We start from the raw sequence: 25,185 nt of genomic DNA, 5'->3' as shown, positions 1-25,185 counted from the left end.
TTACAGGCCCATGGACTTGGCGATGATGGACTTCATGACCTCGCTGGTGCCGCCGTAGATGCGGTTGACCCGGTTGTCCGCGTACAGGCGGGCGATCGGGTACTCGTTCATGAAGCCGTAGCCGCCGTGCAGCTGGAGGCAGCGGTCGATGACGCGGTGCGCGACCTCGGTGCAGAACAGCTTCGCGGAGGCGGCCTCTGCTGCCGTGAGCTCACCGGCGTCCAGAGCCTCCAGCGCGCGGTCGGCGACGGCCTGGGCCGCGTCCACCTCGGCCTGGCAGGCGGCCAGTTCGAACTTGGTGTTCTGGAACGAGGCGACGGTCTTGCCGAAGACCGTGCGGTCCTGGACGTACTCCTTGGCGAACCGGACGGCCGCGGCGGCCTGGGCGTACGCGCCGAAGGCGATGCCCCAGCGCTCGGATGCCAGGTTGGTGCCGAGGTAACCGAAGCCCTTGTTCTCCTCGCCCATGAGGTCCTCGACCGGGACCTTGACGTCGACGAACGCCAGCTCGGCGGTGTCGGAGACCTTCAGGCCCAGCTTGTCGAGCTTGCGGCCGACCGAGTAGCCCTCGGACTTCGTGTCGACGGCGAAGAGGGAGATGCCGAAGCGGCGGTCGTCCTCGCGCGGGGCTGCGGTACGGGCGCAGACGATGACACGGTCGGCGTGGACGCCGCCGGTGATGAAGGTCTTCGCACCGTTGAGGACGTAGTGCGTGCCGTCCTCGGAGAGCTTCGCGGTGGTCTTCATGCCCGCGACGTCGGAGCCGGTGCCCGGCTCGGTCATCGCGAGGGCCCACATCTCCTCGCCGGTCGCGAACTTCGGCAGCCAGCGCTTCTTCTGCTCGTCGGTGGCGAGCATCTTGATGTAGGGGAGGCCGAGCAGCGTGTGGACGCCGGAGCCGCCGAAGGACACACCGGCGCGGGCGGTCTCCTCGTAGATGACGGCTTCGTACTTGTGCGAGTCGATGCCCGCGCCGCCGTACTCCTCGTCGACCTCGATGCCGAAGACGCCCAGCTCGCCCAGCTTGAGGTAGAAGTCGCGTGGAGCCTGGCCCGCGGCGAACCACTCGTCGTAGACCGGCACGACCTCGGCCGCGATGAAGGCGCGGATGGTCTCCCGGAACGCCTCGTGGTCCTCGTTGAATACCGTACGGCGCACGGAATGCCTCCTAGGTCGGCAGTCGATTCGCGGAAACTCGCGGAACATGGCTAAGCGCTTGCTCAGACTCCCTTCGAAGTTACCCGCCGGTTGTGGTCGCTGTCCAGGGTGATGCTCGGCACGCGACGGACTCGGCGGAGGCCGGCGGAGGCCGGCGGAGACCAAGGGGCGGCCCGATTGTCAGTGGCGTGGGGGACTATCGGAGCGCGAGGAGTGACCCGGCTGCGGACGAGGGCCGGGCGTCGGTGGCCGGGGATGGCGAGAGGAGGAAGGTGTGGGTGTGTGGGAGTGAGGCTGGAGGATCTGGTCCGGCTGCGCCGGGCCCGCGACCGTATGGACCGCGAGTACGCCGAACCGCTCGACGTCCCCTCGCTGGCCCGCGACGCCCTGATGTCGGCGGGCCACTTCTCCCGGAGCTTCCGCGCCGCCTTCGGCGAGACCCCGTACAGCTATCTCATGACCCGCCGTATCGAGCGGGCCAAGGCACTGCTGCGCCGGGGCGACCTGTCGGTCACGGACGTCTGCTTCGCCGTCGGCTGTACGTCGCTGGGCTCGTTCAGCTCCCGCTTCACGGAGCTGGTCGGGGAGAGCCCCAGCGCCTACCGGGCCCGCCCCCACGACGCCGGCGAGACCATCCCCGCGTGCGTCGCCAAGATGCTGACGCGACCGGTCAGGAATGGAGAAGCGGATCGGAGGCCCCGCCCGTAGCGTGAAATCCATGGACATCAAGCTCTCGCAGTGCTTCATCGCCGTCGACGACCACGACAAGGCGCTCGCTTTCTACCGCGACGCCCTGGGAATGGAGGTACGCAACGATGTCGGATTCGAAGGCATGCGCTGGGTGACCGTCGGGTCCCCCGCGCAACCGGACGTGGAGATCGTCCTGGAGCCCCCGCTCGCCGACCCGAACGCCCCGGCCGCCGACCGGCAGACCATGGCCGAGCTGCTCGCCAAGGGCATGCTGCGCGGCGTCATCCTCACCTCCGACGACGTCGACGCGGCGTTCGAGAAGGTCCGCGCCGCGGGCGGCGAAGTGCTCCAGGAGCCGATCGACCAGCCGTACGGCGTCCGCGACTGCGCCTTCCGGGACCCCTCCGGGAACATGCTGCGCATCACCCAGGCCAAGAAGTAGTACCCACACCACCGCACCACCGCCCCAGGGCCGGAGCCCGGCAATCCGGGCCCCGGCCCCACGCGCGGACAGTAGTCTCCGCGCACCGGTAATCCAGTGATGGAGAGACGACGAGCATGGCTCCGAGAACGAAGACCCCGCAGCCGCCCGCGCCGCACGCTGCCGACAGCCACGACCTGATCCGCGTGCACGGTGCGCGGGAGAACAACCTGAAGGACGTCAGCATCGAGCTGCCGAAGCGCCGGCTGACGGTGTTCACCGGAGTCTCCGGCTCGGGCAAGAGCTCGCTCGTCTTCGCCACCATCGCCGCCGAGTCCCAGCGGCTGATCAACGAGACGTACCCCGCGTTCGTCCAGGGCTTCATGCCGTCGCAGGCCCGGCCCGACGTCGACGTCCTCGACGGCCTGACGACCGCGATCATCGTCGACCAGCAGCGCATGGGCAGTGACCCCCGCTCCACCGTCGGCACCGCCACCGACGCCAACGCCATGCTGCGCATCCTCTTCAGCCGGCTCGGCAAGCCGCACATCGGCCCGCCCGGCGCGTTCGCCTTCAACGTCCCCTCGGTGACGGCCAGCGGCGCGATCACCGTCGAGCGCGGCAACAAGAAGACGGAGAAGGCGACCTTCAGCCGCACCGGCGGCATGTGCCCGCGCTGCGAGGGCCGCGGGTCGGTCTCCGACATCGACCTCACCCAGCTCTACGACGACTCCAAGTCGATCGCCGAGGGCGCGTTCACCATCCCCGGCTGGAAGTCGGACAGCTGGTGGACCGTGCGGATCTACGCGGAGTCCGGCTTCCTCGACCCGAACAAGCCGATCGCCAAGTTCACCAAGCGGGAGATGCAGGACTTCCTCTACAAGGAGCCGACCAAGGTGAAGGTCGAGGGCTCCACCCTCACCTTCGAGGGCCTGATCCCCAAGATCCAGAAGTCGTTCCTGTCCAAGGACCGCGAGGCGATGCAGCCCCACATCCGGGAGTTCGTCGACCGCGCGGTCACCTTCGCCACCTGCCCCGAGTGCGAGGGCACCCGGCTCACCGAGGGCGCCCGCTCCTCGAAGATCAAGAAGATCTCCATCGCGGACGCCTGCGCGATGGAGATCCGGGACCTCGCGGAATGGGTCCGCGGCCTGGACGAACCCTCGGTCGCCCCGCTCCTCGAAGCCCTCCAGCAGACGCTGGACTCCTTCGTGGAGATCGGCCTCGGCTACCTCGCCCTGGACCGGCCCTCCGGCACCCTGTCCGGCGGCGAAGCCCAGCGCGTCAAGATGATCCGCCACCTCGGCTCCTCGCTCACCGACGTCACGTACGTCTTCGACGAACCGACCATCGGCCTCCATCCGCACGACATCCAGCGCATGAACGACCTGCTGCTGCGCCTGCGCGACAAGGGCAACACCGTCCTGGTCGTCGAGCACAAGCCGGAGGCCATCGCCATCGCGGACCACGTCGTCGACCTCGGCCCCGGGGCCGGTACGGCGGGCGGCACCGTCTGCTTCGAAGGCACCCTGGACGGGCTCCGCGCCTCCGACACCGTCACCGGCCGCCACCTCGACGACCGGGCCGTCCTCAAGGACGAGGTCCGCAAGCCCACCGGCGCGCTGGAGATCCGCGGCGCGACGGCGCACAACCTCCAGGACGTCGACGTCGACATCCCGCTCGGCGTCCTCACCGTCGTCACGGGCGTCGCCGGCTCCGGAAAGAGCTCGCTGGTCCACGGCTCGATCCCGGCGGGCGAGAACGTCATCTCGGTCGACCAGAGCCCCATCAAGGGGTCCCGCCGCAGCAACCCGGCGACGTACACCGGCCTGCTGGAACCGATCCGCAAGGCCTTCGCCAACGCCAACGGCGTGAAGCCCGCCCTGTTCAGCGCCAACTCCGAGGGCGCCTGCCCCACGTGCAACGGCGCGGGCGTCATCTTCACCGACCTCGGCGTCATGGCCAGCGTCTCCAGCCCCTGCGAGGACTGCGAGGGCAAGCGGTTCCAGCCCTTGGTCCTGGACTACCACCTCGGCGGCCGCGACATCAGCGAGGTCCTCGCGATGTCGGTCGCCGAGGCCGAGGAATTCTTCGGCTCCTCGGGCGAGGCGCCCCTCCCGGCCGCGCACAAGATCCTCGACCGCCTCGCGGACGTCGGCCTCGGCTACCTCAGCCTCGGCCAGCCGCTCACCACCCTGTCCGGCGGCGAACGCCAACGCCTGAAGCTGGCGACGCACATGGGCGACAAGGGCGGGACCTACGTCCTCGACGAGCCGACCACCGGTCTGCACCTCGCGGACGTGGAGCAGCTCCTCGGCCTGCTGGACCGCCTGGTCGAATCCGGAAAGTCGGTGATCGTCATCGAGCACCACCAGGCGGTCATGGCCCACGCCGACTGGATCATCGACCTCGGCCCCGGCGCGGGCCACGACGGCGGAAAGATCGTCTTCGAGGGCACCCCGGCCGACCTGGTCGCCGCCCGCTCGACGCTGACGGGCGAACACCTCGCGGAGTACGTGGGGGAGTGAGGCCCGCGCTCTCTCCGCCTGCTCTTCCGGCTGCTGCTCCGGGTCAGGCGGAGAGGGCCCCGCGCTTGACCGCGTCCACGAAGGAGGTCCACCCGGCGGCGGGGATGAGCAGGGCGGGCCCACCGGGGACCTTGGAGTCGCGGACGGGGACGGCGGTGGGGTGGTGGTCCTGCACTTCGAGGCAGCTGCCACCGTCACCGTTGCTGTACGAAGACTTGCGCCAGCCGTTGAGGAGCGACGTCGCCGGGACGGATTCGCTATCCATGGTCTCTGAAGCCCTTCGATGTCGCTTTCATTGCTGCCAGCGACTCCTTCAGCGGCAGCGCGTCGCTCAGGCTGAGAGTGTAGTCGCCCTGGAACGCCTCGACCACGGACGGCGAATCGTGCAGTCTGCCCATCCGCAGCCCTTCGCTGTAGGCGACCGGAGGCTGGTCGTCGAACCACATCAACGTCAGCATCCCGTCCAGCAACGGGTGATATCCGAGGCCCAGCGGAATCACATGCGCGCGGATGCGTTCCGATTCCGTCAGTGCAACGATGTGGTCGATCTGCTCGGCCATGACTGCGGCGCCGCCGACCGGGCGTCGTAGCACCGCCTCATCGAGCACGGCCCAGACCACAGGCGTGACCGGGTTCTTAAGGATTTCGGCACGCTTCAGGCGTGCGACGACCACCCTGTCACGTTCGGTGGGACTCATCGAGGGGAACGACCTGCCGATAACCGCGCGGGCATACGCCTCGGTCTGGAGAATGCCTGGAACCAGTGAGGGCGCGAACTCACGGATTACCGACGCTTGCTGCTCAAGGTGTTGCACAGGTGCGAAGTAGTCCGCGACCGCGTCATTCTCCGTGCCAGGCCGGAAGGTGGTCAGCACATCGCCCGTCCCCAGGGCCATATCGAGCCGCCGGGCGTCCTCCTCGCTCGGCATGCGACGCCCCGCCTCGATGTGCGAGATGTGCGACCGCGTCATCAGCGCGCGGTCCACGAGCTGCTGCTGCGTCAGGCCGGCCGCTTCACGCTGCGCCTTCAACCATTTGCCATAGGTGTTACTCACAGCCAACTCCCGTGCGACGAACGCGGTGTCACCACAAACCCTCTGGCGAGCCTAGCCGCGCTGCTCGCACGCTGTGAGTGGATCGCTACGCAGCGAAGAATTCACCCCCACCGCACACGGAGTTGACGCCCTCATGAAAGAACAGCCACTGAACACCGTCCGCCTGCTCCCCTGGGCCGGCACCGCAGGCAGGCCCTGCTATGTCGTCGGCAACGGCGACGGCAAGGTCTCGCGGGAGGCCGACAAGGTCGAAGCGATGCAACTCGGCATGGCGTACGACCTTCTCGACCACGCCGACGACTTGGTGGCGGACGACACGTCCACCGCCGTCCAGCTCCGCCATGTCGCCGCCGCCCTGGCGCACTCGCTGCGGGACGTGCACCGGGTCGCCCGGAGCCGGGGCCTGCGGCTGGGGATTCCCGACGCGTTCGAGCCGGGCCACCCGTCGGGCCCAGGGCTGGTGCGGCTGCGGCCGTAGGGCCGTCAGACCCCGGCCGTGCAGAACACGCACCCCGCCCAGGACGGCAGGGCGTCCAGCACCCGGTGACGTACGCACGAGGCCATCGCGGCGTCCTCCGGCTGATCCGTTCGCTCAGTCGAACTGCTTGCTCAGCCAGGAATTGATCCCGTCGACCGCGGTGGCGGCCAGAGCGGTCGGGTGGCCGGTGAAACCGTGGGGCGCCGCGGGGTAGACGCGCAGCTCGACGTCGTTCCCCGCCGCCGACAGCCGCCCGGCCATGGTCAGGTTGTCCTCCAGCAGGACGTCCTCGGCGCCCACGACCAGCAGGGCCGGGGGAAGTCCGGTCAGGTCGGCGTAGAGGGGTGAGATGTCGGGAAGGGTGCGGTCGCGGTCCGGCACGTGGCCGACGTACGCCTGGATGAAGTACTCGTCCGCGATGAGGCGGCCGCTCGGGGTGCGCGCGCTCAGGTCCCAGGTGCCGAAGCGGAGCGCCGCCCCGGCGAACCGGTCGACGACGCCCCGGTCCCGCAGCCGGAGGAGGGTCGCGAGGGCGAGGGTGGCCCCGGCGGAACTCCCGCCGATCGTGAGGCGCGCGGTCCCGAAGCGGGCCTCGGCCCGCTCGACGAGCCAGAGGGCCACCGCTTCGCAGTCGTCGGGCGCGGCCGGCCACGGGTCTTCGGGTGCGAGCCGGTAGTCGACGCTGACGACGGCGGTGTGCAGGGCCTCGGCGAGAGCCCGGTTGCGTACGTCGCTGTGCGCGGCGGAGTCCATGTAGAAGCCGCCGCCGTGGATGTCCAGGTGGACACCCCGGGGCGGACCGCCGGACGGCAGGAAGATCCGGACCGGGACGCGTACTCCCGGGGCCTCGACCGTCTCCTCGGCGGGCGGCGGCACGGCGGCACGAGGGGCGGGCTTCTTCGCCCGCGCCTCCTTGAGCTCCTCGAAGCCGGCTGGCCCCCGGCCCGCCGCCCGCGACCGGTAGAAGTCCCGGGCCTCGGCGACCTGCTCGGCCGGCACGTCCGTGAGCAGTGCTTCCAGCGCGAATCGCACGTGCCGCTCCTTCTCCGCTCCTGATCCGTTCGGGTCTCCCTCCGGATGCTAGCGGCGCATCCGTGAGGCGGGGCGGCCCTGCCGTACGCCCGGACATGACGTCTGTCATGAACAGTGGTGACAGGGCGCACCGCTCCTCTCCGCCCGCGCGGGGCAGGCTGGAGGGAGACCAGACCCGCGCACCGGACGCCGACGGTTGGACAGAGGTCATGCAGAAGAAGAACGAGAACGACCTGCTCATCGTCGAAGACCTGACGCTGCTGATGATGGACGACAGGTCGGGGGCCATCGCGGGGGCGGGCACGCTGTACTACACGCTGGGCGGTGCGCTCCTCGTGGAGCTGGGCCTCGGCGGGTACATCAGGGCCGACGAGAACGACACGGGCCTGAACGGCGTGAAGGTGCACGCCGTCGCCGGTCGTACGCCCTCGGATCCGCTGCTCCGGGCGGCGCAGGCGAAGGTCGGCGAGCGGGTGCGCGGCGTACAGACCCTGCTGATCGAGATCGGTACGGGGGTGGGGAAGCGGGAGGCGGTGCTCGACCGGCTGGTCGAGCGGGGCCTGCTGCGCCAGGAGACGAAGAAGACCCTGGGCCTGTTCCGTACGACGTCGATCTCGGTGGCGGACACCGGGTACAAGATGGCCCTGGTGGAGAAGGTCCGGGCCGTCCTGGTCGACGGGGCCGAGCCCGACGACCGTACGGCGGCGCTGGCCGGACTGCTCTCCGCGAGCGGCACGCTCCCGACGCTGCACCGTTCCATCCCGTGGTCCGGCAAGGTCTACAAGCGGGCGAAGGAGTTGGAGCGGAGCAGCTGGGGCGCGGAGGCGGTGAACGCGGCGGTGCTGCGGACGGTGGCGGCGGTTGCCGCGGGGACCGCTGTCGCCGTGAGTAGTTCTTAGGGTCTGCACCATTTCTTGAGGCCCGCACCAGCTCTTGGGGTCTGCGCCCGGCCTGGCCGAGGCCGGGGCAGCGGAGCCCCGGCCTCGCCCTGCACTGCTTCAGGAGCTGCTGGGCAAGGTCTCCTGGGCGGGGCGGGCCATCCAGGTCCGGCGCGTGGACCGTACGACGAGGTCGTCGCGGTGGCGTACGTCCTCGGGCCCGCCGTCGATCAGCCGGTCGAGCGCGGCCAGGTCGTCGGCGTCGACGCGCCCGTCGAGCGAGCCGCGGATCCGCTCGAAGACCAGGAAGGCGTACCGGCCCGCCCCTTCGGGCAGCGGGGCGCGCAGCTCCCACGGCTCGGCGCGCTCCTGCTCGACGGAGAAGCCGGCGGCGGTCAGCAGGGAGCCCCAGTCGGCGCCCCGGTGCGGCATCCGCTCGGCGTGCAGGCCGTCGAGCGCGGTTCGACAGCGGGCCTCCAGTTCGCCCGGCCCGCTGCCCGCAGGCAGGAAGGACGGCATGCCGTCCACCTCAGCGACGGCCAGCAGCCCTCCGGGACGCAGCGCGGCGCGGATGCCGGCCAGGCCGGTCGCGGGGTCGTCCAGATGGTGCAGGGACGCCGACGCCCAGACGAGGTCGGCGTCGACCACCCCCGGCAGCCCCGCACCGGCGTCGGCCTCCAGCGTGCGCACCCGGTCGCCCAGCCCCCGCTCGCGGGCCGCCGAGACGAGCCGTTCCAGCATCGCGGGGGAGCTGTCGACGGCGGTCACGCGGGCGGTCGGGAACCGCTCCAGCAGGGCGAACGTGCCGGTCCCGGTACCCGAGCCGAGGTCGACGACGTGCCGGACGTCGTCACCGGCCAGACAGGCGATACGCCCGGTGAGCGCGGTCAGGTGGGGCGCGAAGAGGGCGGCGTCGAGGTCGAGGATCTCGGGGAGGCTGTTCGGTGTCGCGTCGGAGGTGTGGGAGCGGGCGTGGGGGTGAGAGTGGGCATGCGCGGAGGGAGCCCCGTGCTGGTGCTGGTGTGCGTGAGCCATGAGATCGAGCGTACGGTCTCCTGCGTCAAACGCATGCACTCTTGCCTATAACGCAAGAAGATGACGCCGAAGCCAGCCACGTAGGCAATGCGCAGGCGACGCGCCTGCCTCCGTCGCAAGGCAGCCGGTCGACTTCAACGGCGACGGGTGCGAGGACTTGATCGCCTCGGTTCCCGACGGGACCTGTCCGGCGCCAAAAACGTACCGACCATGGTTGCTCTGGCCGCCCCCGGCGAGAACACCGACCAAGGCGGCGTCTGGCTCTTCAAGGGAAGCCGCACGGGCTCGGTCGCCAAGGGCAGCGTCTCCTTCGACGAGGCGGGCCTGGGCGTGACGCCGTCGGCGGTCCGCTTCGGCAACTGGATGGGCTGACAAGGCCGTTCGTGAGCTACCGGGATGCTGGCGGAGATTCGCTCGATACGCCCGGGCGAGCGCGTCGCAGGGGCGGCGCTCGCGATGCGCTGCCCCTGTTCCCCCCGTCCGCCGACTGCCTATCCTTGGGATCATGACTGCCCAGCCCCCGGAGCCCACTCCACGCCCCGTCCCATCAGGTGAGCTCCGCGCTTCTCACGACGACCGGGAAGCAGTGGTGGAGCAGCTGCGCGATGCGGCGGCAGAGGGGCGCATCGATCTCGATGAGCTGGATTCCCGCCTGGAGCAGGCGCTTACGTCGAAGACATACGGTGAACTGGCCCTCCTTACGGCCGACTTGCCGAAGCCGCCTTCGGCGGCAGCCGAGAACTTGCCCCTACTGGTACTGAAGGGCGGCATGTACGGCGCGTCCCGAGGCCCCGACCGCTGGGAGGTCCCCGGGCACGTGATCGCGCACGCGGGCGTGGGAGGGGTGAGCCTCGACTTCACCCGGGTCGAGTGCCGCCTCGCGGAGGTCGTGGTGGAGGCGTACGGGGAGACCTCCGGCGTCACGATCGTGATCCCGGACGGATGGGCCACGGACACCACCGGGATGGACCCCGGATTCGGCGGGATCAAGGACAAAACCACGCCCGACCGCCTCCCGGGTACGCCGCTGATCCGGTATCGGGCGGCAGGCCGGTCAGGCGCCCGCAGAGTGTCCCGCCCTCCTCGGTGAGACACTGTGGCGCCAGCCTTCCGGCGTCGCGGGAAGTGACGACGCCCTTGGGCATGCCGAAGGGCGCCCGCCTCTTCTTCGTGTGCTCCTGCCTCGCCATGGAACTATCCAATCCCCCCAACTGGACGTCGCTCCAAACCTGTTTCAGCAACGCAGCCCAACAACGCCCCAGCCACGCTGTTGGGCCTGGCCGATGACGTCACCCCACCCGCGAAGCAGCCCGGCGAACGCGTCGAAGCTGTTGATGCGGCTGGATCCGGCGTGGGCATACCGCTCGAACGGCTGCCGGAGCGCTTCGAGTTCCGTGCCGACGGTATCCCAGAGCAGTTTCAGCGAAGGGGCAGCTGCGGGCGGACACCACAGGAGGTGATCAGAAGGCGCACCAGGCAAGACCACCGGCACGTGTGTCGCGGCGCCCTCGGCGTCCTGGTCGGCCATGCACTCCAGCCCGCCCCAGAAGAGCGGATCGATGAACCGGTCCACGGCCGAGTACACCTCGGGCGCGACGAACGCCCGGGTCGCCTCCCAGTGCTCGCTCGCCGCGAAGTGATCCTTGTACGAGAAACCGACGGCCCCGAAGTCGTACTTCCCGAACCAGCCGACGGCAGGGAGAGAGGGCCAGAACCACTGAGGCCCGACGGGCGGCGAACGGTCCGGCCAGACGTCCTCGTCGTCGTCCACAGAGGAGCCGGCGTCATGCAGCATCGCGTATCGCTGATCATCGCTTGGCGCAGACATGAGGTGATCCCAGTCGACGATCAGCACGTCAATGCATGTGCCCCTGCCGGCAAAGGGTAGAGGCCCCCGGTGTTGCGAGCGACCAGGGGCATCAACTGGGTAGTCCGCCGAGTCAGGCGCGCGGGAAGGGTGGGCTCGGCACCGAAACTGTTTGCTGCCTGATCCCGAAGGGGCCATGGGATTCATCCCGGCATCCGTGCTCAGAATTCGCGCGGTGGGGCCATTTTCATTTTTCGCGCAGGCCACTAGTAGCCCGGCGGCATCGGCTACTCTGATGCATCATTGAAAAGATAGTCGTACATATTTCTAAGGTAGATGTGCAGGGTTTCCTTATCTGGGAAATCTATGTCAGTCAAACCTTCGTACTCCTCCAGCCCGAAGGAATTGTCCGACATGATCTGCTCGAACCCATCTCGGATCAATTTTACGTAGGAATTGCTGTAGCTCAACAGTGTGGGCCTGAGGTCTCCTGCATTCTCGTACCCTCGCTCAAGATCCAGGTTCGCCCTGAAGAAGTTCCTGAAACGTGCGTCCACGGAAATGCTTCCTTATGCGTGGCTGCCCCGGGGCCGGTTTCGCGAACATGGCGTGCAGGCGGTGTGCGCGTCACCGGGGTATAGAAGGCGTCCGATCGATCCGGAGTTATGGGAGGGTTTATGGCTGCGGGTGTACTGCTTGAACAGGTCCTCGAGGCGTGCCGCCGAGCACGGCATGCTCGATGAGCCAGGCGGCATCCCGATCGTAGATTCGTATGCAATGAGAGATTCCGCGGATATCATCTTCATCGCATGCCGGCGCCCTTCGGCGGTTCATCCTTCTGCTGATCGTGAGCGAAGATCCTGGGGGTCCCGGCAGTTCAGGAATCAACCTCGCCAGCCCAGCCGAAGTGAAGGAGCTCTTTCGGCAGATATTCCGACTCGACATCGATCGGGAATCCATTGTCGTAAGCCATGCAGGCGATAGCCAAGGGGGCCAGCGCCACTAGACCATCACGGTCTGTGGCTCGCGCCTCATCCGCGCTCCAGTACTGCCTGTGCCAGGTGAGAAATTCAGCCAGTGATTCATTGAACTTTTCGATCTCGCCACGGTTGTAGAGCTGGAAGAGTTCAAGTGGCGGATACAGAATTTTGAGCAGAGTTTCCTCGTCGGCGATGCTCGCTGTCTCGGGACGAGCTCCTTCGATCGCCGCGACCAGACTGCTCCACATATCACCAGCTCGGCGCGACCAGTAGCTTTGCAGTGCCTCGACCCACTTGTAGACGTACTCGTCAAAAATGGCTCCGGATTCACGGAGGAGCGCCACCGGAACTCGCATGAGCCGGTCCAGCCGAGCTTCCTCACGGCAGATCACTGCCAGATAGACAGTCGTGAGCCATGCCCCTGCGTGCGCGTAGCGGGCGGGCCCGGTTGCGGGAAGCTGCTTTGTCTCGTCGTTGACTCCGATGCGGCAAGTTACCGGGCCTTCTGCAGCCGTTGCCGAGTCGAAAAGCGCCGAGCCTACCTGCATGGCTGTAACCCATGCTTCCCAAGTGTCAAACTGGTTCGCCTGGGGGTCTCCTGCGCAGTGGGACATGGCCACGGTCATGCAGCAGCCGAGTGCCCGAGAGCGGGACATGTCCGAGGATTCCAGCCTTGAAAGTACCCGATTGGTGCTTTCTGTGAGACTGGCCAGGTCCTCCTGGGTTGCTTTGACTGGGAAGTCGTGGCGAGAAATCGTGACCACTGTTCTATTCCTCTAGTAGATCTTCAGGTGCTCAAGAACGGATCCGTCATAGGATCCCGACCTTTCCTTCCCCTTGACCAGAACGTATTGAATTTTTCTGGTATCGAGGGCTTCGAACAAATTCTCTGCTATTGCCCTATCCTTGCCGCCTCGCTTCCACATCTCGTGGAAGATCGTCTCAAGGTATGGTCTGGTTCCCTGCTTAACCATCATGTTAGCGGCTGGCCCTGCACCATGTCGGGGAGGATTGAGATTCGCCTTGGGGCCCTTTTGCTCGACTATCAGATAGTTGCCGTCATCTCCGAGCTCGTAGAGCTCGTCCAGCATGTTGGCGCCATTCGGGGTTTTCGGTAGTTTGATATGTTTAGCGGTCGGGAAGAGTTCGGGTATCGCGTGGTACCTAGAAGCAAATTCTCCCAGTTTCTCGGAATGTTTACTGTTGTTGGGTACTCCTGGGAGCTGGCCGTCGTAGGCTCGCTGTGCTGCATCGAGGTCGGATCTGGTTAGAGCGGAGGGGTTCTCGTCGAATGCCTTCTTGGCATTGGTTAGATCGACGCTAACCCGGCTGTTCTTAGCCGCCTCGTCAAGTTTGGGAAGATGCTGCGGATCAACCGACTCAGGTTTGAGTGGGGTGCGGCTGTGTCTGATTTCTGACGGGCCGTGTGGGAGGTCGTACTTGGCGATCAGAGTGCCGTCGGGAAGCTTCTTAAGGATGGGAAGCTCGACGCCGTCCACCTTCACTGTCCTGTCCCAGCGGTGGGCGTCATCACGGTAGTGCTTTCTGCGCCACGCTTCGTCGTTGTTAGCCAACCAAACGTGTTTGTCCTGCAACTTCTTGCGCTCGGCAGCGGTCAACTCTCGCTCGGGAGTTTGGCCGGATTCTCCTGCCGCAGCATCGCCGTCGGCCCGATGCGTCGGGGCATCAGATCCCCTGGCACTGGATCCCGCCTCCCCGCTCGCGTCGTCCGCATGGTTGCCTACGTCGCCCGCGCCGCCCGTCCCTTGGGACTCCGGCCGGTGGCTGTTTGCTCCCGGACCGTCGGGATGGCCACGGCCTATTGTGGTGCCGTCGGCGTGACTCGAAACGGTGCCAGCGTCGTCTGCACCCCCCGTACGGGGCGGCGTGGTGCCGGTGTGGGAAGCCCCGCCACGCTGAGCGTTGTCCAAGTCGTTGCGTGGCGAGTTGTTGCCGACCGAACTGCCCGGAGTGGTGTCAGGGCGGCTGACCTGTGTGCTGTTGTCCACTGAGTGGACCGGATCGGAGACGTCCGAACCCAGGCGTGCGGTGTCTTCGCCACCTCGGCTGCCGACGCGGGCCAGCTCACGCGGCTGCAGCTCGACTTTGGCGGGGGTGTCCACCCGAGAGGTGTTGCTGTCCGGTGCCCCTTCGGGGGTTTTTTCGTTTTTGGCCTGGTCGGCGAGTTGGGCGATGCTGCCGTCTTCGTTGTAGAGGTGGCCTTCGCGGCTCACGTAGGGCGCGCCCAGGTCGAACGGGTTCCTGACCGTGCCTTCCGGCAGAGCCACGGTTCCCTCCGGGAGTTTGACGGTGCCGTCGGGCAGGCGGATCGCACCGTCCGGTATCGCCGTGCCCGCCGGGAGGTGCACAGTGCCGTCTTCGAGGCGGACGCCTCCTGCGGGCAGGGTGTAGATGTTGTCCGGCAGTGGCGGGATCTCGATGGTGCCGCTGCCCTTCAGGCCGGCCATCACATCGCTGATCTTGGTGAGGCCCGCGCCGGCGCCCTTGAAGAGGTACGTCGTCGGGTCGACGACCCGGCTCGCCTTGTTCGCGAAGGACAAGGCCTTCGCTGCGGCGGCCGCCTTGCCGGCGCCCGAGGCGCCGCCTCCGGCGCCGCCGGTGAAGACCGTCGTCAGGACGTTGAACGTGACCGCGCCTCCGGCGCGCGCCGGGTTCTCGCCCCACTGGTCGTAGGCGATCAGCGCCTTGCCGGTCTCCTTCATCGCGTTGCGCGCGTCCCGGGCGAAGCCCGGCAGGTCCTTCTCCGGGGTCAGCCACAGCACGTGCGGTGCGGCGACGGTGAGGATCACGCCCGTGGCGAGGTTCCCCAGGCCCGTCCAGGCCTGCTTGGCGGTGTCCCAGCCCTCGGTGCCGAACAGGGTGCCCAGGCCCTTGACCGTGCCCCACACGCCGTCGACGACGAAGCCCTTGCCGAAGTCCCAGACGTGTTCGTAGAACTGGTACCAGCGGGTCGACTCCTTGACCGGATCACCCCAGGGCAGCCCCTTGGCCTGTTTCAGGGCCTCGGCGTCGTACCCGTACATGTGCTTGCCGTTGGAGCCGTCATTCGTCGTGAGCGGCTTGCCGCCCGGGACCATAGCGATGATCTTGTTGTAACAGGCGCGCTCCACCGCCTGGAACGCCGCCCAGGTCTCCCGGATCTCGTCGCGCCGGTGATTGTTCTCCTCGACCAGGTCGCCGTCCTCGCGCCACTTGTCGTCCGCGTTGACCTTGACGAGGAACGTACCCGCGTCCCGCTTGAGCTGCCTCAGCTTCTCGACCAGCGGGTGCGCCTCGTCCGAGTACGTGCTCAGCGCACCGGTGATCGTGGTCAGGTCGGACTTCAGCGCCGCCCCGCGGTCGGCGACCGGCTTCGTCGTCGCGAACAACTGATCGGCCTCGGGGGCCTGGTAGAAGGCCTGCAGACCGCCGAAGCTGCTGTGGATGTCACTCGCGGCCGTGGCGATCTTCGCCCCGTCCTTGGTCAGCTCCTTGACCGTGGCGTCCAGCAGGGCGAGGTCGCCCGTGAAGACCGGGATGCCCTCCAGGACCACCGGCTGGTCATCACTCACTTCACACCCCGCAGGTCCTTCAGCACGTCCAGACGCACCGACTTCGCCGCGTTCTGCGCCTGCTTCGCCGTGTCGAGGTCGCCCTCCACATACTCGTTCGTCGCCGTCGCCGCACCCAGCACAGCCGCCTGGATCCGCTCCGACATCGACGTCAGCTGCGCCTGCCGCGCCGTCACGTACTCACCCAGCGCCGCCGCCACCGGCCCCGACGCCGCCCGCGACAACGGCGCCTGCCCCGGTGCCACCGGACCGTGCAACGGCGTACTCGCCGAAGTCCCCGGAACCGCGGTCCCCGCCCACCGTGCGGCCTCCCCGAAGTCCTTCATCAGCGCGTTCAGCGCCTTCTCCAGCTCACCGGCATGCACCCCGACGGCCTTCAACTGGCCCTGCACACCCTGCGGCTTGATATCCCACCCGGTCATCCCACATCCCCCGTACGCACAACAAAGCCGAGCCGCCCACCCCGCACGACGGGCGACAACACGAAGCCGGTCCGGCGGTCAGCCGATGCTGTCGACCGCGGCCTTCGCCCGCGCCAGCGTCTGCGCGGCCGTCCCGTCGTTCTTCTCCAACGTGGTCCGCAGCAGCCGGATGATGTTCCGCACCTCCTGCGACGTCGCGTACCACCGCAGCTCCTTGCCGTGGTACTCATCCGCCACCCCGTCAGCCGCGAAGTCGTTCATCGCCGCCTTCACCTGCGCGTCCCGCGCCGTGATCACCTGCTCCAAACGGCTGATCACCGACTGAAGCGCCGCCTGAACCTCCGTCGAAGCACCCGTGTCGTACGAACGCCGGTCCGTGCCGCCTGCCACAATCCTCAACTCCCCGTTGGAAAAAGCCTGTATGAACCGGTCGCCGCGCTCGGTGTCAGCGACCGCCGAAACGCGCCGCGTCGAAATTCGCCGACGCCATCTGCGACTTCGCGTTCTCGTCCTGCTCCTGATCACCCGAACCGAACGCCGCGTCCATCCCCGCCTGACCGCCCAGAATCCCCGACAGCGACGCGTTCAACGCCTTCGTGATCTCGTCCGAGCGTGTCTTGAAGTCATCGAACGCGACCTTCCCCGCCCCGTTGAACTTCCCCTCCAACGGCTCCGCCGCCGCGATCAGCTGCTGGATCAGCGTCCCCAGATCCGTACTCGCACCCTGCGAATCCGACAACAGCCTCGACAGGACCGACGCCCCCATGTCGAACTTCATGACATCCCCCGTTCCACCGACGTTCCACCGAAAACACATCGCATACATCGAACGAACGTACGCGTATGTCTCTGTCTATCAACCCTGACATCGCTACTGCAATCGGCAATCGGCCAGATTGCGGCCGATGGCGACCTACGCCCCCTTCAGGTGCCGCACCAGCCTCTCGAAGTCCCGCCACCCCGACAGGTCCGAAGGATCCCCCGGCAACGGGTAGTACAGCGCCTGCCTGGTCTTCGGGCCGAGCGGCACCGGCTGTTCGGCCAAGGGAGTGCGGCGTGCCCGGTCTCCCGGCATGGTGCGGACCTCCTCCGCACCCAGCACGAAGGCCAGCGGGACCCCCGGGCCCTCGAAGCGTGGGGGTACGGCCACATCGCGGCGCGCTTTGCGAAGTTGTACGAGCATCGACTGGAGGTGGTGCCGTGTCGCGAGCGCCTCGGCCGCCGCGGGCAAGGCGTCCAGCGGAGGTTCCTCCCCGGCGCCGTAGCCGAACGCGAGCGTGACCTCCTCCTCCACCCCCGCCTGCGTACGGGTGATGCGTACGGTCGCGATTCCCGGTCGCGCGCGATTCCCGACCACCACCAGCCAGGTCGGTTCGGGCGCCCGCTCGTAAGCGACGTCCGTCAGTCGACGCAGCGACCAGGGGAGGTTCGCCGGTTCCGATGTGCCCCAGCCGGCCGGAGGTTCGCCGGTCAGCTCACGCCACACCGTTTCCAGGCCGCCCCCCAGCACCAGCCGCTCGTCCGCCGGGTGCACCATGCGGAAGGTCAGGCCCAGTTGCCGGTCGCCGGTGTCGTGAACCTGCTGATAGGCGGCCGCCACCGGCGTGCGCGGGTCGTCCTCGGTGGCGTCGGGGGAGAGGACCGGGTCGAATGCGCCGTCCTGCCAGCGCAGTACGGCGCCCGTCAGTCCGTCGTAGTAGCCGTCCCGTTCGTCCTGGACGATCCAGCGGGACGGCCAGCCGCCCAGCGCGTCCCGTACGGCAGGGGAGAGCGTGGTGCCCGCCGGGCTGACGATCTGGAGGCCGAGACCGGCCTCGGCCGCCGCGCGGAACGCGTCCGAGAGCCAGGCCGTCATGGCCACCACCGGGCGGTCCTGGATGACGACCGCGACCTTGCCGGTGAGCACGTCGATGGCGGGCCGGTCCGCCGCCGGTTCGGGGGCCACGCTCACGCCGTCGGTCTTCACCACGGCGATCGAGCCAACCGCGTCCGGCGGCCAGGCGGAGCCGCCCACCAGCGTGGCCAGCCGGGCCCCGAACGTGCCCGCGAGCGCTTCCGCCTCCGCGACGCCCGTCGTGGCGCGCGCCTCCGTCCACCAGTACGGGACCGGGGGCGCCGTGGTCCCGAGCAGCCGCTCGGCCTCGCCCTCGACGGAGACCAGCAGCGGCGCCTCCACGGAGACGAGCGGGCGGCCCTGCGCGTCACAGAGCTGGATCACGGCCCCCTCGCCCCGGGCGCCCACCAGCTTGTCCGGGCCGCCCGAGAGCAGGCCCGCCAGTACGGCCCAGGGGTCGGGCATCTTGGGGGTGAGGGCGATGACGTCCTTGGTCATGGCGTGGTCGTCCGGTCCTTCGTCGATCGGTGGTGGGTGTGCGGGGGCAGTGCGCCGCGCCGTGGCCTCACATCGGCGCGTACACCGTCTGGATCAGGCGGTTCGGTTGGCCCCTGCGGATGAACACGCCTCTGCCGGGCGCTTGTTGAGAGGCATACACGCCGGGGAAGAGCTGGCCCTCGCTGCGGTCGCCCGCCATCAGCAGTGCCGAGGCCCCCGACTCCCGCAGGCCCTGCACCAGCGGTTCGTACATGCCGCGCGACGCACCGGCGACCCGGCGTGTCAGAACGAAGTGAAGGCCGATGTCGACCGCCGAGGGGATGTACGGGAGGAAGGGCGACAACGGGGACTGCCCGGCGGTCGTGAGGACGTCGTAGTCGTCGACCAGCACCACGATGCGAGGGCCCTTGCCCCAGTTGCCGGGCTCCAGGTCCTCCAGACGCGCGTTCTCGTCGGGCAGCCGCTTCTCCAGCTCGGTCGTGATGGCCGTCGAAAGTCCTGCGCACAGCTTCGAGTTGTACGCGTAGCCGCCGTTGAACTCCTCGGGGACCACCCCGCGGAGCGAGCGCCGTGGATCCATCACGGCGAACACCAGATCGTCCTCGCCGTAGCGGTCGATGAGGCCGTGCGCGACGGTCCGCAGCAGGTTCGTCTTACCGCATTCGCTGTCCCCCAGGACCAGCAGGTGCTGGTCGTGGCGGAACAGGTCGAGCAGTACGGGCGCGAGCGCCGACTGGTCGAGCCCGATCGGTACGCGCGTGGGCTCGGCCGCCGGGCCCGGCAGCGAGTGCGGTTCCAGGATATGCGGCAACACCCTCACCGGCTGAGCGACTTCGCCGTTCCAGGTCGCCCGGACCGTCCGGGCCGTGCGCTCCAGGACCGCGCCGAGGTCCGTCGTGTCCTCGATCCCGTCCGTACGGGGGAGCGCCACCTGGGCGAAGAGCTTCCCATCGGTGAGGACGCGGCCGGGCTCGTCCGGCGACAGGGTCTCCGCGAGCTTGCGGTCGATGCCGGACTCGCCGGGGTCGTTGAGGCGCAGCTCGACGCGCGTGCCGAAGTTGGACTGGATGGCAATGCGCACGTCGTTCCAGCGCAGCATGCCCGCGACGACGTGGATGCCGTAGCCACCGCCGCGCTTGAGGATGTCGGCGATCGCGTCGTCCAGCTCGTCGAAGTCGTCGCGGAGCGCGCCGAATCCGTCGATGACGAGGAGGATCTCGGCCGACGCGAGTTCGGGCAGCCGGCCGGCCGCGTGCAGGGTGCGCAGCTGATCGACCGAGTCGATGCCGTGCTCGCGGAAGAGGTCCTCGCGCAACGCGAGCATCGTGCGGACCTCCTCGACGGTGCGCGCGGCCCGTTCCCGGTCGGCGCGGCCGGCGATGCCGCCGACGTGCGGCAGACCCGACAGCGCTTGCAGCCCGCCGCCGACGAGGTCCAGTCCGTAGACGCCGATCTCGCGCGGGGTGTGGGTGAGGGCGAGGGAGAGGACGAGCGTGCGCAGCAGGGTCGTCTTGCCCGACTGCGGTCCGCCGATCACCGCCGCGTGACCGCCGGCCACGGTCAGGTCCAGGAACCACTGGCCCTGCCACTGCCTGGCCGGGTCGTCGAGCAGGCCGACGGGAACGCGGAGAGGCGTCCGGCGTCCTTCCGTGTCCGCTCCCGTCAGCCGCATCCCGTCCGGTCCGATGTCCAGCGGGCCGGCGACGGTGTCCAGCGCCGTGGCCGTGGGCAGCGGCGGCAGCCAGATGCTCCGTACGGCAGCGGCGGATCCGGCCAACTGGTCCACCATGACGCCGAGTTCCGTCGGTCCCGTTTCGCGGCGACGGGACGCCGGCTCCGGGGACTGCCGCGCCTCGTCCGCCCCGGCCAGGGTGTTGAACGCCTCGTACGGCAGCGCCAGCGGGCCGGTCTCGTCCTCGTCGTGCCTGCGGACCGGGCCCCGGTAACCGCCCGACACATAACCCGCCTTGAAGCGGGTGTAGTGGCTCGTGTCGACCTTCAGATAGCCGAATCCCGGCAGTGGCGGCAGGTGGAAGGCGTCCGTGGTCTCCAGGACCGTGCGGGACTCGTCGGCGGAGAAGGTGCGCAGGCCGAGCCGGTAGGAGAGGTAGGTGTCCAGCCCCTTGAGCTTGCCGCCCTCGATGCGCTGGCTGGAGAGCAGGAGGTGGACGCCGATGGAGCGGCCGATCCGGCCGATGGACAGGAACAGGTCGATGAAGTCCGGCTTCGCGGTGAGGAGTTCGCCGAACTCGTCGATCACCACGAACAGGTGCGGCAGCGGGTCCAGATCGGGCCGCTTCTCGGCGCGCAGAGCCGCGTAGTCCCCGATGTCCGCGACGTTCCCCGCGTCCTTGAGGGCCTGCTGGCGGCGCTTGACCTCACCGGCGAGGGAGGAGTGGACCCGCTCGACGAGCCCGGCCTGGTTCTCCAGGTTGGTGATGACCCCGGCCACATGCGGCAGCTCCGCGAACGGCGCGAACGTCGCCCCGCCCTTGTAGTCGACCAGCACGAGCGCCAGATCCTCCGGCGGGTGGGTGGCCACCAGGGCGAGGACCAGGGTGCGCAGCAGTTCCGACTTGCCCGAACCCGTCGCGCCCACGCACAGACCGTGCGGGCCCATCCCCAGCTCCGAGGACTCCTTGAGGTCCAGCAGCACCGGCTCGTGGGAGTCGCTGATGCCGATCGGCACGCGCAGGAAGGCGCGTTCGCCGCGTGGCGCCCACAGCCGGTCCAGGTCGAGCCGGGCCACGTCGTCGATACCGAGCATCGCCGCGAACTCCACAGGACCGGACAGCGGGGCGTCCCCCAGGGACTCCGCGGACAGCCGCAGCGGCGCGAGCATCCGGGCCAGACCCTCGGCGAACGGGATGCCCGCCTCGTCCACGGTGCCGTGCGCCTCCACCGGCTCCGGGGTACGCAGGTCCTCGATGGTCACGTCCGTGCCGTCGACCGTGATCCGTACGCTGACGTGGCCCGGCTCCTGCACCCGCTGCTCCAGCAGGTGCAGCACGGTGACGCCCATCTCCCGCAGGCCGACGGCGTCGTCCGGGCGCGGCAGATCGACGGCGTCCTCGCCGTGCCCGTCGGTGACGACGAGCAGCCGGGAGTTCATGGACAGCGCGTCCCGGCCGGCCAGACCCCGGCGGACCTCGGCCGCGTACGAGGCCCGGCGGCGCAGCTCCGCCCCGATCTGCCGGGCGAGCTGAGGGGCGGAGGGGGCGATGCGGCGGGCGGCGACCGGACCGTCGAACTGCTCGGTGTCGAGCAGATGCGGCAGCCACTTGGCCCACTCCCAGTCGGCCATGCGGTCACCCGGCGCAGCGAGGGCGATGGCCACGTCGTCGGGGGCGTGCAGGGCGGCCGTCTGGACCAGCAGGGCGCGGGCCACCCGCAGACAGTCCTCGCGGGGGCCGATCACACTGACGTTGCCGATCCGGTCCAGCGGGACGGTGAGCGGCAGTTCGGTGCCGTTGCGGAACCGGTTCACCAGTGCCGACGCCTCGTTGAGCATGAACAGGTCCGGCGGGGTGAGCACCGTCGACCCCGGCTCGGCGATCTGCAGTTCCCGTACGGGCATCTCGCCGGTGCCGATCCGCACCCGCAGGAAGTCGTCGTCGACTCTGCGCCGCTCCCAGAGCCGCGCCGGGTCCCGCACGATGTCGTACAGGGCGTACGGCGGAGGATTCAGGACATCGGCGCGCTCACGGCGTTCGCGCTCCTCGCCCGAAAGCTCCTCCCGCAGGTCCTCCACATAGGCGAGATACGCCTCGCGCTGGGTGCGGCGGGTGCGCTGGGCCTTGCCCCGCTGTGAGAAGAGCAGGACCACGGAGCCGATGACGGTGACCACGAGGATGATCGCGCCGAGGGCGGCGAACTGGCTGTTGCGGACGACCGTCATCATCACGACGGACGACATGACCCCGGCGACCGGCAGCAGTGACATGGCGATGTTGCCCGCCTTCCCCTCGGGGAGGTTGGGCGGGGCTTCGATGGTGCGGGGCGCGGGGGTGGCCGACGGACGGGTGGTCCGGGCGGGGCGGTGGATCAGGCGGGTACTCATCGGCGCTTCTGGGAGAGCTGGAAGACCTCGGCGGCCAGCCGCGTGGCTGCCAACCGCGTGGGGCGGGCGAGCAGTTCGGTGCGGAGTTCTCCGCCTGCGGCCAGGTGCCGGTCGTGGGGGAGGACATGGACGGCCGCACCGGTGGACCGGAGTTTCTCGGCGGCCGCCTCGACGTCGATCCCGGGGCGGGACGTCGTGCTGGTGAGCGCGACCACGGTCCCGGCGATCATGTGGCGGGGCAGCCCCTGCATCCACTGGAGGACCGCGTACGTACTGGTGATGCCGTCCAGCGTGGCGGGGACGGCCAGCACCCGGGCCTGGGCGGCCGAGAGCGCTACGCGGGCGACCTCGGCAGGCAGGGTCTCGCAGTCGACCACGGTCACTCCGAAGTAGCGGCGCAGTGCCACCATGACCCGCTCGTACGCCGCCGTGTCCAGCATCGCCCCGATCCGGCCCTGACTGCCGGGCAGCAGCCAGGCGTTGTCGGGGAGCTGGACGAGATAGCCGGTGACGTCGAGCAGCGACATCTGCGGCTCCACGATGTCCGCCAGATCGGCGGTGGTCCAGCGCAGGGAGTCGGCGCCGAGGCGCAGCGGCAGCGAACCCAGCGCCGGGTCGGCCTCGACGAGGAGGACCGGGTCGTGGCGGTAGTGCGCGTACGCCGAGCCGAGCAGAGCGGCCACCGTCGTCTTGCCCGCACCGCCCCGGATGGAGGTGACGGCGATCTGCCGGCCGGTCGTCACCGGCTGCTGGATCTGCTCGGCGGTCCGGGTCAGCTCGGCGACCTCGCGCGCCGTGGACGAGGAGACGATCCGGCGTGCGGCGCGCGTTATTCGGGCGGCGGCCGACTCGCCCCGCTGGGGGCGTCGTGCGGTACCGGTCAGCGCGCTGTCCACGACGGGCCGTGAGTCGGGAGAGCGGGCGGGGCGTTGCGTACGGGGCGGGGGAGCTGTGGATCCGGGGGAGGCGGCGGCGTTCCGGCTCGGTGGCTGTGCTTCCGTCCCTGCGGGTTCCTGTCGCTGGGGCTGAGGCTGGGGTTGCTGTTGTTGCTGCTGCGCTGGGTGTTGCTCCTGCGCCGGGTCGTGACTCTGTGCCTGAGCATGACCCTGCGCCGAGCCGTGATCCGGCGCTTGCTGCTGCGGAGGCGTACCCCTCAGGTCGCGGAGCACGTCACCCTGCCAGTTGTTCGCGTTCGGCATGTCTGCCCTTCTCCTCCGCCGCTCCGATCCCCCGACCGGAGCCGCCCGCGCATGAATGTCAGAACTTGTCGAGCAACTGGCCGTACACGCCGAACACACCGATGGCGAGCGGGAACAGCCCCACCATGCCGATGGACTCGACCAGGTCGGCGGTGCGCCGCAGCCGCACCCGTACATGCTCGGGAGGCTCCACCGACAGAGCGAGCAGCGGCAGCAGCGCGGCCACGCCGAGTACGACGACGGGGCCCGCGCCCCCGGATGCCTGGTCCATCCACAGCATCACGAGGCGGACGAGGAGGACCGCCGCAGCCGCGAACAGGGCCACCACCTCGGCCACCAGGGGAAACGCACGCGCCCTCGACAGGAGCACCACCGCCACCAGGGAGGGCAGGAGAACCGTCCACACGGTCGGCCGGGCGGCCAGCGTCAGGAGCCAGCCCGCAGCGGTCGCCGAGGCCGCGGTGACCACGGTCGCGAGGGCGAGTCCGCGGTGTGTGGCGGCCAGCGCGTCGGCGACGTCGTGGCGGCTGACCGAGACCCCGCCCGACCGCCGGTCGTCGAGCGCGGTGAGGCCGGACGCCATCAGGGCCAGCCGGGGCAGCATGCCGAGCAGGACCACGGAGAACACCGCCATCACGGCGCCCAGTCGGGCCGGATCCGACTCCACCGCGGCGACGGCCTCCCACACCGCGGCCACGACCGCCGTGGCACCCGCGCCGATCAGGCCGCCCCGGCCCAGCGGTGAGAAGAAGCCGAGCAGCAGCAGGGCCAGGGCCACCGCTGTCGCCACGGCGGCGAGCCGGGCCGGGCCGGACCAGGCGTACGCGTCGGCGGCGGTCCAGGCCGTGAGGACACCGAGGCCGCCGGAGACGAACAGCAGCGCGGTGGCCAGTCCGCGGTTGCCCGTCCCGATCCGGGCGCACAGCGCGCCGCCCACCAGAAGGACCGCGGTGACGACCGCCAGAAGGACGGCCAGGGTGTCCAGGGGGACCTCCCGCCGGGCCAGCAGAGCGGCGATCACCGCGAAGGCCACGGTCGACGCCCCGGCGGCGACCCTGCGCGCGGCCGGACGCCAGCGCCAGGCCTGGAGATCGAGATGGTCGGCCACCTGGTCCGTGACGTCGTGGACCACCGGAGCGGGCGGCGCCGCGTGGGTCCTGACCAGGCGCAGCACGGCGCCGTCGCTGACGCCGGCCGAGGCGAGGGTGCTGTCGTGCGGCAGGGCGGAGCCGTCGGAGGTGATCAACTGCCTGGTCAATGGCCGCGATGCCGCGCGGTCGTCGAGCAACTGAAGTATGTCCGGCAGTAGTTGACCGATCGGGGTGTCCGAGGGCAGCACGATGTCGGCCCGGCGCCGCTCACCGACCAGGGTCACCCGGCTCAGTTCCGAGCGGGACGTCATTGCTGTGCTCACCACTTACGGAAACCTATCATCGTGATATTCCGAAATTTCGGGCCAATGGGGCCAAGTGTGTCGTGCGGTTGGCGCATTTCTGATCCCGGCGGAATATCGCCTGCAACGCCTCCCGGTGAATTTT

Annotated in this window: 23 protein-coding genes; 7 read left to right on the top strand and 16 right to left on the bottom strand. The window is 69.1% G+C overall.

The genetic code is table 11. The features are described 5' to 3' along the window. Nucleotides 1-1,158: an acyl-CoA dehydrogenase family protein gene (locus WQO_RS11700; RefSeq protein ID WP_006124701.1), complete on the bottom strand. Its 1,158-nt coding sequence runs from the start codon at nucleotides 1,156-1,158 to the stop codon at nucleotides 1-3. A 288-nt stretch (nucleotides 1,159-1,446) separates the two neighbouring features. Here WQO_RS11700 and WQO_RS11695 point away from each other — a divergent pair, with 288 nt between their 5' ends. The 3 genes from WQO_RS11695 (at nucleotide 1,447) to WQO_RS11685 (ending at nucleotide 4,797) form a co-directional block, all read left to right on the top strand. Beyond that, complete coding sequence (locus WQO_RS11695) at nucleotides 1,447-1,866, top strand: helix-turn-helix transcriptional regulator (RefSeq protein WP_010062861.1); 420 nt, start codon at nucleotides 1,447-1,449, stop codon at nucleotides 1,864-1,866. A gap of 10 nt (nucleotides 1,867-1,876) precedes the next feature. Then, entirely contained in the window at nucleotides 1,877-2,290 is a 414-nt protein-coding gene (locus WQO_RS11690; RefSeq protein WP_010062862.1) for a VOC family protein, read from the top strand. A 116-nt stretch (nucleotides 2,291-2,406) separates the two neighbouring features. Continuing rightward, nucleotides 2,407-4,797, top strand: coding sequence for an excinuclease ABC subunit UvrA (locus WQO_RS11685; RefSeq protein ID WP_010062863.1), 2,391 nt, complete (start codon nucleotides 2,407-2,409; stop codon nucleotides 4,795-4,797). A gap of 43 nt (nucleotides 4,798-4,840) precedes the next feature. On the opposite strand, the gene WQO_RS11680 is transcribed toward WQO_RS11685, so the two are convergent. Both WQO_RS11680 and WQO_RS11675 read right to left on the bottom strand, forming a co-directional pair. Continuing rightward, entirely contained in the window at nucleotides 4,841-5,062 is a 222-nt protein-coding gene (locus WQO_RS11680) for a DUF397 domain-containing protein (RefSeq protein WP_010062864.1), read from the bottom strand. After that, nucleotides 5,055-5,852: a helix-turn-helix domain-containing protein gene (locus WQO_RS11675; RefSeq protein ID WP_010062865.1), complete on the bottom strand. Its 798-nt coding sequence runs from the start codon at nucleotides 5,850-5,852 to the stop codon at nucleotides 5,055-5,057. The genes WQO_RS11680 and WQO_RS11675 overlap by 8 nt, the downstream gene beginning before the upstream one ends. 133 nt (nucleotides 5,853-5,985) lie before the next feature. On the opposite strand from WQO_RS11675, the gene WQO_RS11670 reads away from it, so the two are divergent. Then, nucleotides 5,986-6,330: a hypothetical protein gene (locus WQO_RS11670; protein ID WP_010062866.1), complete on the top strand. Its 345-nt coding sequence runs from the start codon at nucleotides 5,986-5,988 to the stop codon at nucleotides 6,328-6,330. 114 nt (nucleotides 6,331-6,444) lie between these two features. On the opposite strand, the gene WQO_RS11665 is transcribed toward WQO_RS11670, so the two are convergent. Next, on the bottom strand, nucleotides 6,445-7,362 hold the full coding sequence (locus WQO_RS11665) for an alpha/beta hydrolase (protein WP_010062868.1): 918 nt from the start codon (nucleotides 7,360-7,362) through the stop codon (nucleotides 6,445-6,447). Nucleotides 7,363-7,571: 209 nt separating this feature from the next. Here WQO_RS11665 and WQO_RS11660 point away from each other — a divergent pair, with 209 nt between their 5' ends. Next, nucleotides 7,572-8,261, top strand: a complete 690-nt coding sequence (locus WQO_RS11660) for a GOLPH3/VPS74 family protein (protein WP_010062870.1) — start codon at nucleotides 7,572-7,574, stop codon at nucleotides 8,259-8,261. 99 nt (nucleotides 8,262-8,360) lie between these two features. Here WQO_RS11660 and WQO_RS11655 read toward each other — a convergent pair whose 3' ends face one another. Then, a complete protein-coding gene (locus WQO_RS11655; RefSeq protein WP_010062871.1) occupies nucleotides 8,361-9,275 on the bottom strand; it encodes a class I SAM-dependent methyltransferase in 915 nt (304 codons plus the stop codon). 210 nt (nucleotides 9,276-9,485) lie between these two features. Here WQO_RS11655 and WQO_RS34950 point away from each other — a divergent pair, with 210 nt between their 5' ends. After that, a complete protein-coding gene (locus tag WQO_RS34950; protein ID WP_010062872.1) occupies nucleotides 9,486-9,647 on the top strand; it encodes a hypothetical protein in 162 nt (53 codons plus the stop codon). A gap of 133 nt (nucleotides 9,648-9,780) precedes the next feature. Further along, nucleotides 9,781-10,365 (top strand): DUF1707 SHOCT-like domain-containing protein, encoded by a 585-nt coding sequence (locus WQO_RS11650; RefSeq protein ID WP_032749025.1) that lies wholly within the window; start codon nucleotides 9,781-9,783, stop codon nucleotides 10,363-10,365. A 144-nt stretch (nucleotides 10,366-10,509) separates the two neighbouring features. Here the strand turns inward: WQO_RS11650 and WQO_RS11645 are convergent, their stop codons facing one another. The 11 genes from WQO_RS11645 to eccD all read right to left on the bottom strand — a co-directional run bounded on the left by WQO_RS11645 (nucleotide 10,510) and on the right by eccD (nucleotide 25,049). Beyond that, a complete protein-coding gene (locus WQO_RS11645; RefSeq protein ID WP_010062874.1) occupies nucleotides 10,510-11,130 on the bottom strand; it encodes a hypothetical protein in 621 nt (206 codons plus the stop codon). Between the two features lie 239 nt (nucleotides 11,131-11,369). Further along, nucleotides 11,370-11,639, bottom strand: coding sequence for a hypothetical protein (locus tag WQO_RS11640; protein WP_010062875.1), 270 nt, complete (start codon nucleotides 11,637-11,639; stop codon nucleotides 11,370-11,372). A 320-nt stretch (nucleotides 11,640-11,959) separates the two neighbouring features. Beyond that, nucleotides 11,960-12,826: an immunity 49 family protein gene (locus WQO_RS11635; RefSeq protein WP_237274119.1), complete on the bottom strand. Its 867-nt coding sequence runs from the start codon at nucleotides 12,824-12,826 to the stop codon at nucleotides 11,960-11,962. Nucleotides 12,827-12,838: 12 nt separating this feature from the next. Further along, nucleotides 12,839-15,634: a hypothetical protein gene (locus tag WQO_RS11630; RefSeq protein WP_010062878.1), complete on the bottom strand. Its 2,796-nt coding sequence runs from the start codon at nucleotides 15,632-15,634 to the stop codon at nucleotides 12,839-12,841. Next, the gene (locus WQO_RS11625) at nucleotides 15,631-16,056 is read right to left on the bottom strand and encodes a DUF6507 family protein (protein ID WP_010062880.1); all 426 of its coding nucleotides are present in this window, start codon (nucleotides 16,054-16,056) and stop codon (nucleotides 15,631-15,633) included. The genes WQO_RS11630 and WQO_RS11625 overlap by 4 nt, the downstream gene beginning before the upstream one ends. 78 nt (nucleotides 16,057-16,134) lie before the next feature. Then, a complete protein-coding gene (locus WQO_RS11620) occupies nucleotides 16,135-16,446 on the bottom strand; it encodes a pore-forming ESAT-6 family protein (RefSeq protein WP_010062881.1) in 312 nt (103 codons plus the stop codon). Nucleotides 16,447-16,501: 55 nt separating this feature from the next. Further along, entirely contained in the window at nucleotides 16,502-16,834 is a 333-nt protein-coding gene (locus tag WQO_RS11615) for a hypothetical protein (protein WP_010062882.1), read from the bottom strand. A 135-nt stretch (nucleotides 16,835-16,969) separates the two neighbouring features. After that, entirely contained in the window at nucleotides 16,970-18,388 is a 1,419-nt protein-coding gene (locus WQO_RS11610) for a DUF6177 family protein (RefSeq protein WP_058953954.1), read from the bottom strand. Between the two features lie 67 nt (nucleotides 18,389-18,455). Further along, entirely contained in the window at nucleotides 18,456-22,448 is a 3,993-nt protein-coding gene (locus tag WQO_RS11605) for a type VII secretion protein EccC (RefSeq protein WP_010062885.1), read from the bottom strand. Then, nucleotides 22,445-23,647, bottom strand: a complete 1,203-nt coding sequence (locus tag WQO_RS11600) for a MinD/ParA family ATP-binding protein (protein WP_029182525.1) — start codon at nucleotides 23,645-23,647, stop codon at nucleotides 22,445-22,447. The genes WQO_RS11605 and WQO_RS11600 overlap by 4 nt, the downstream gene beginning before the upstream one ends. Before the next feature lie 58 nt (nucleotides 23,648-23,705). Continuing rightward, nucleotides 23,706-25,049 (bottom strand): type VII secretion integral membrane protein EccD, encoded by a 1,344-nt coding sequence (gene eccD / locus WQO_RS11595; protein ID WP_010062887.1) that lies wholly within the window; start codon nucleotides 25,047-25,049, stop codon nucleotides 23,706-23,708. Nucleotides 25,050-25,185 lie beyond the last annotated feature (136 nt).

It is taken from the genome of Streptomyces globisporus C-1027, from assembly GCF_000261345.2.
GTDB classification, from domain to species: Bacteria; Actinomycetota; Actinomycetes; order Streptomycetales; family Streptomycetaceae; genus Streptomyces; species Streptomyces pakalii.
The sequence above is the reverse complement of the archived record's forward strand: the minus strand, read 5'-3'. Positions and strand labels throughout refer to the sequence as shown.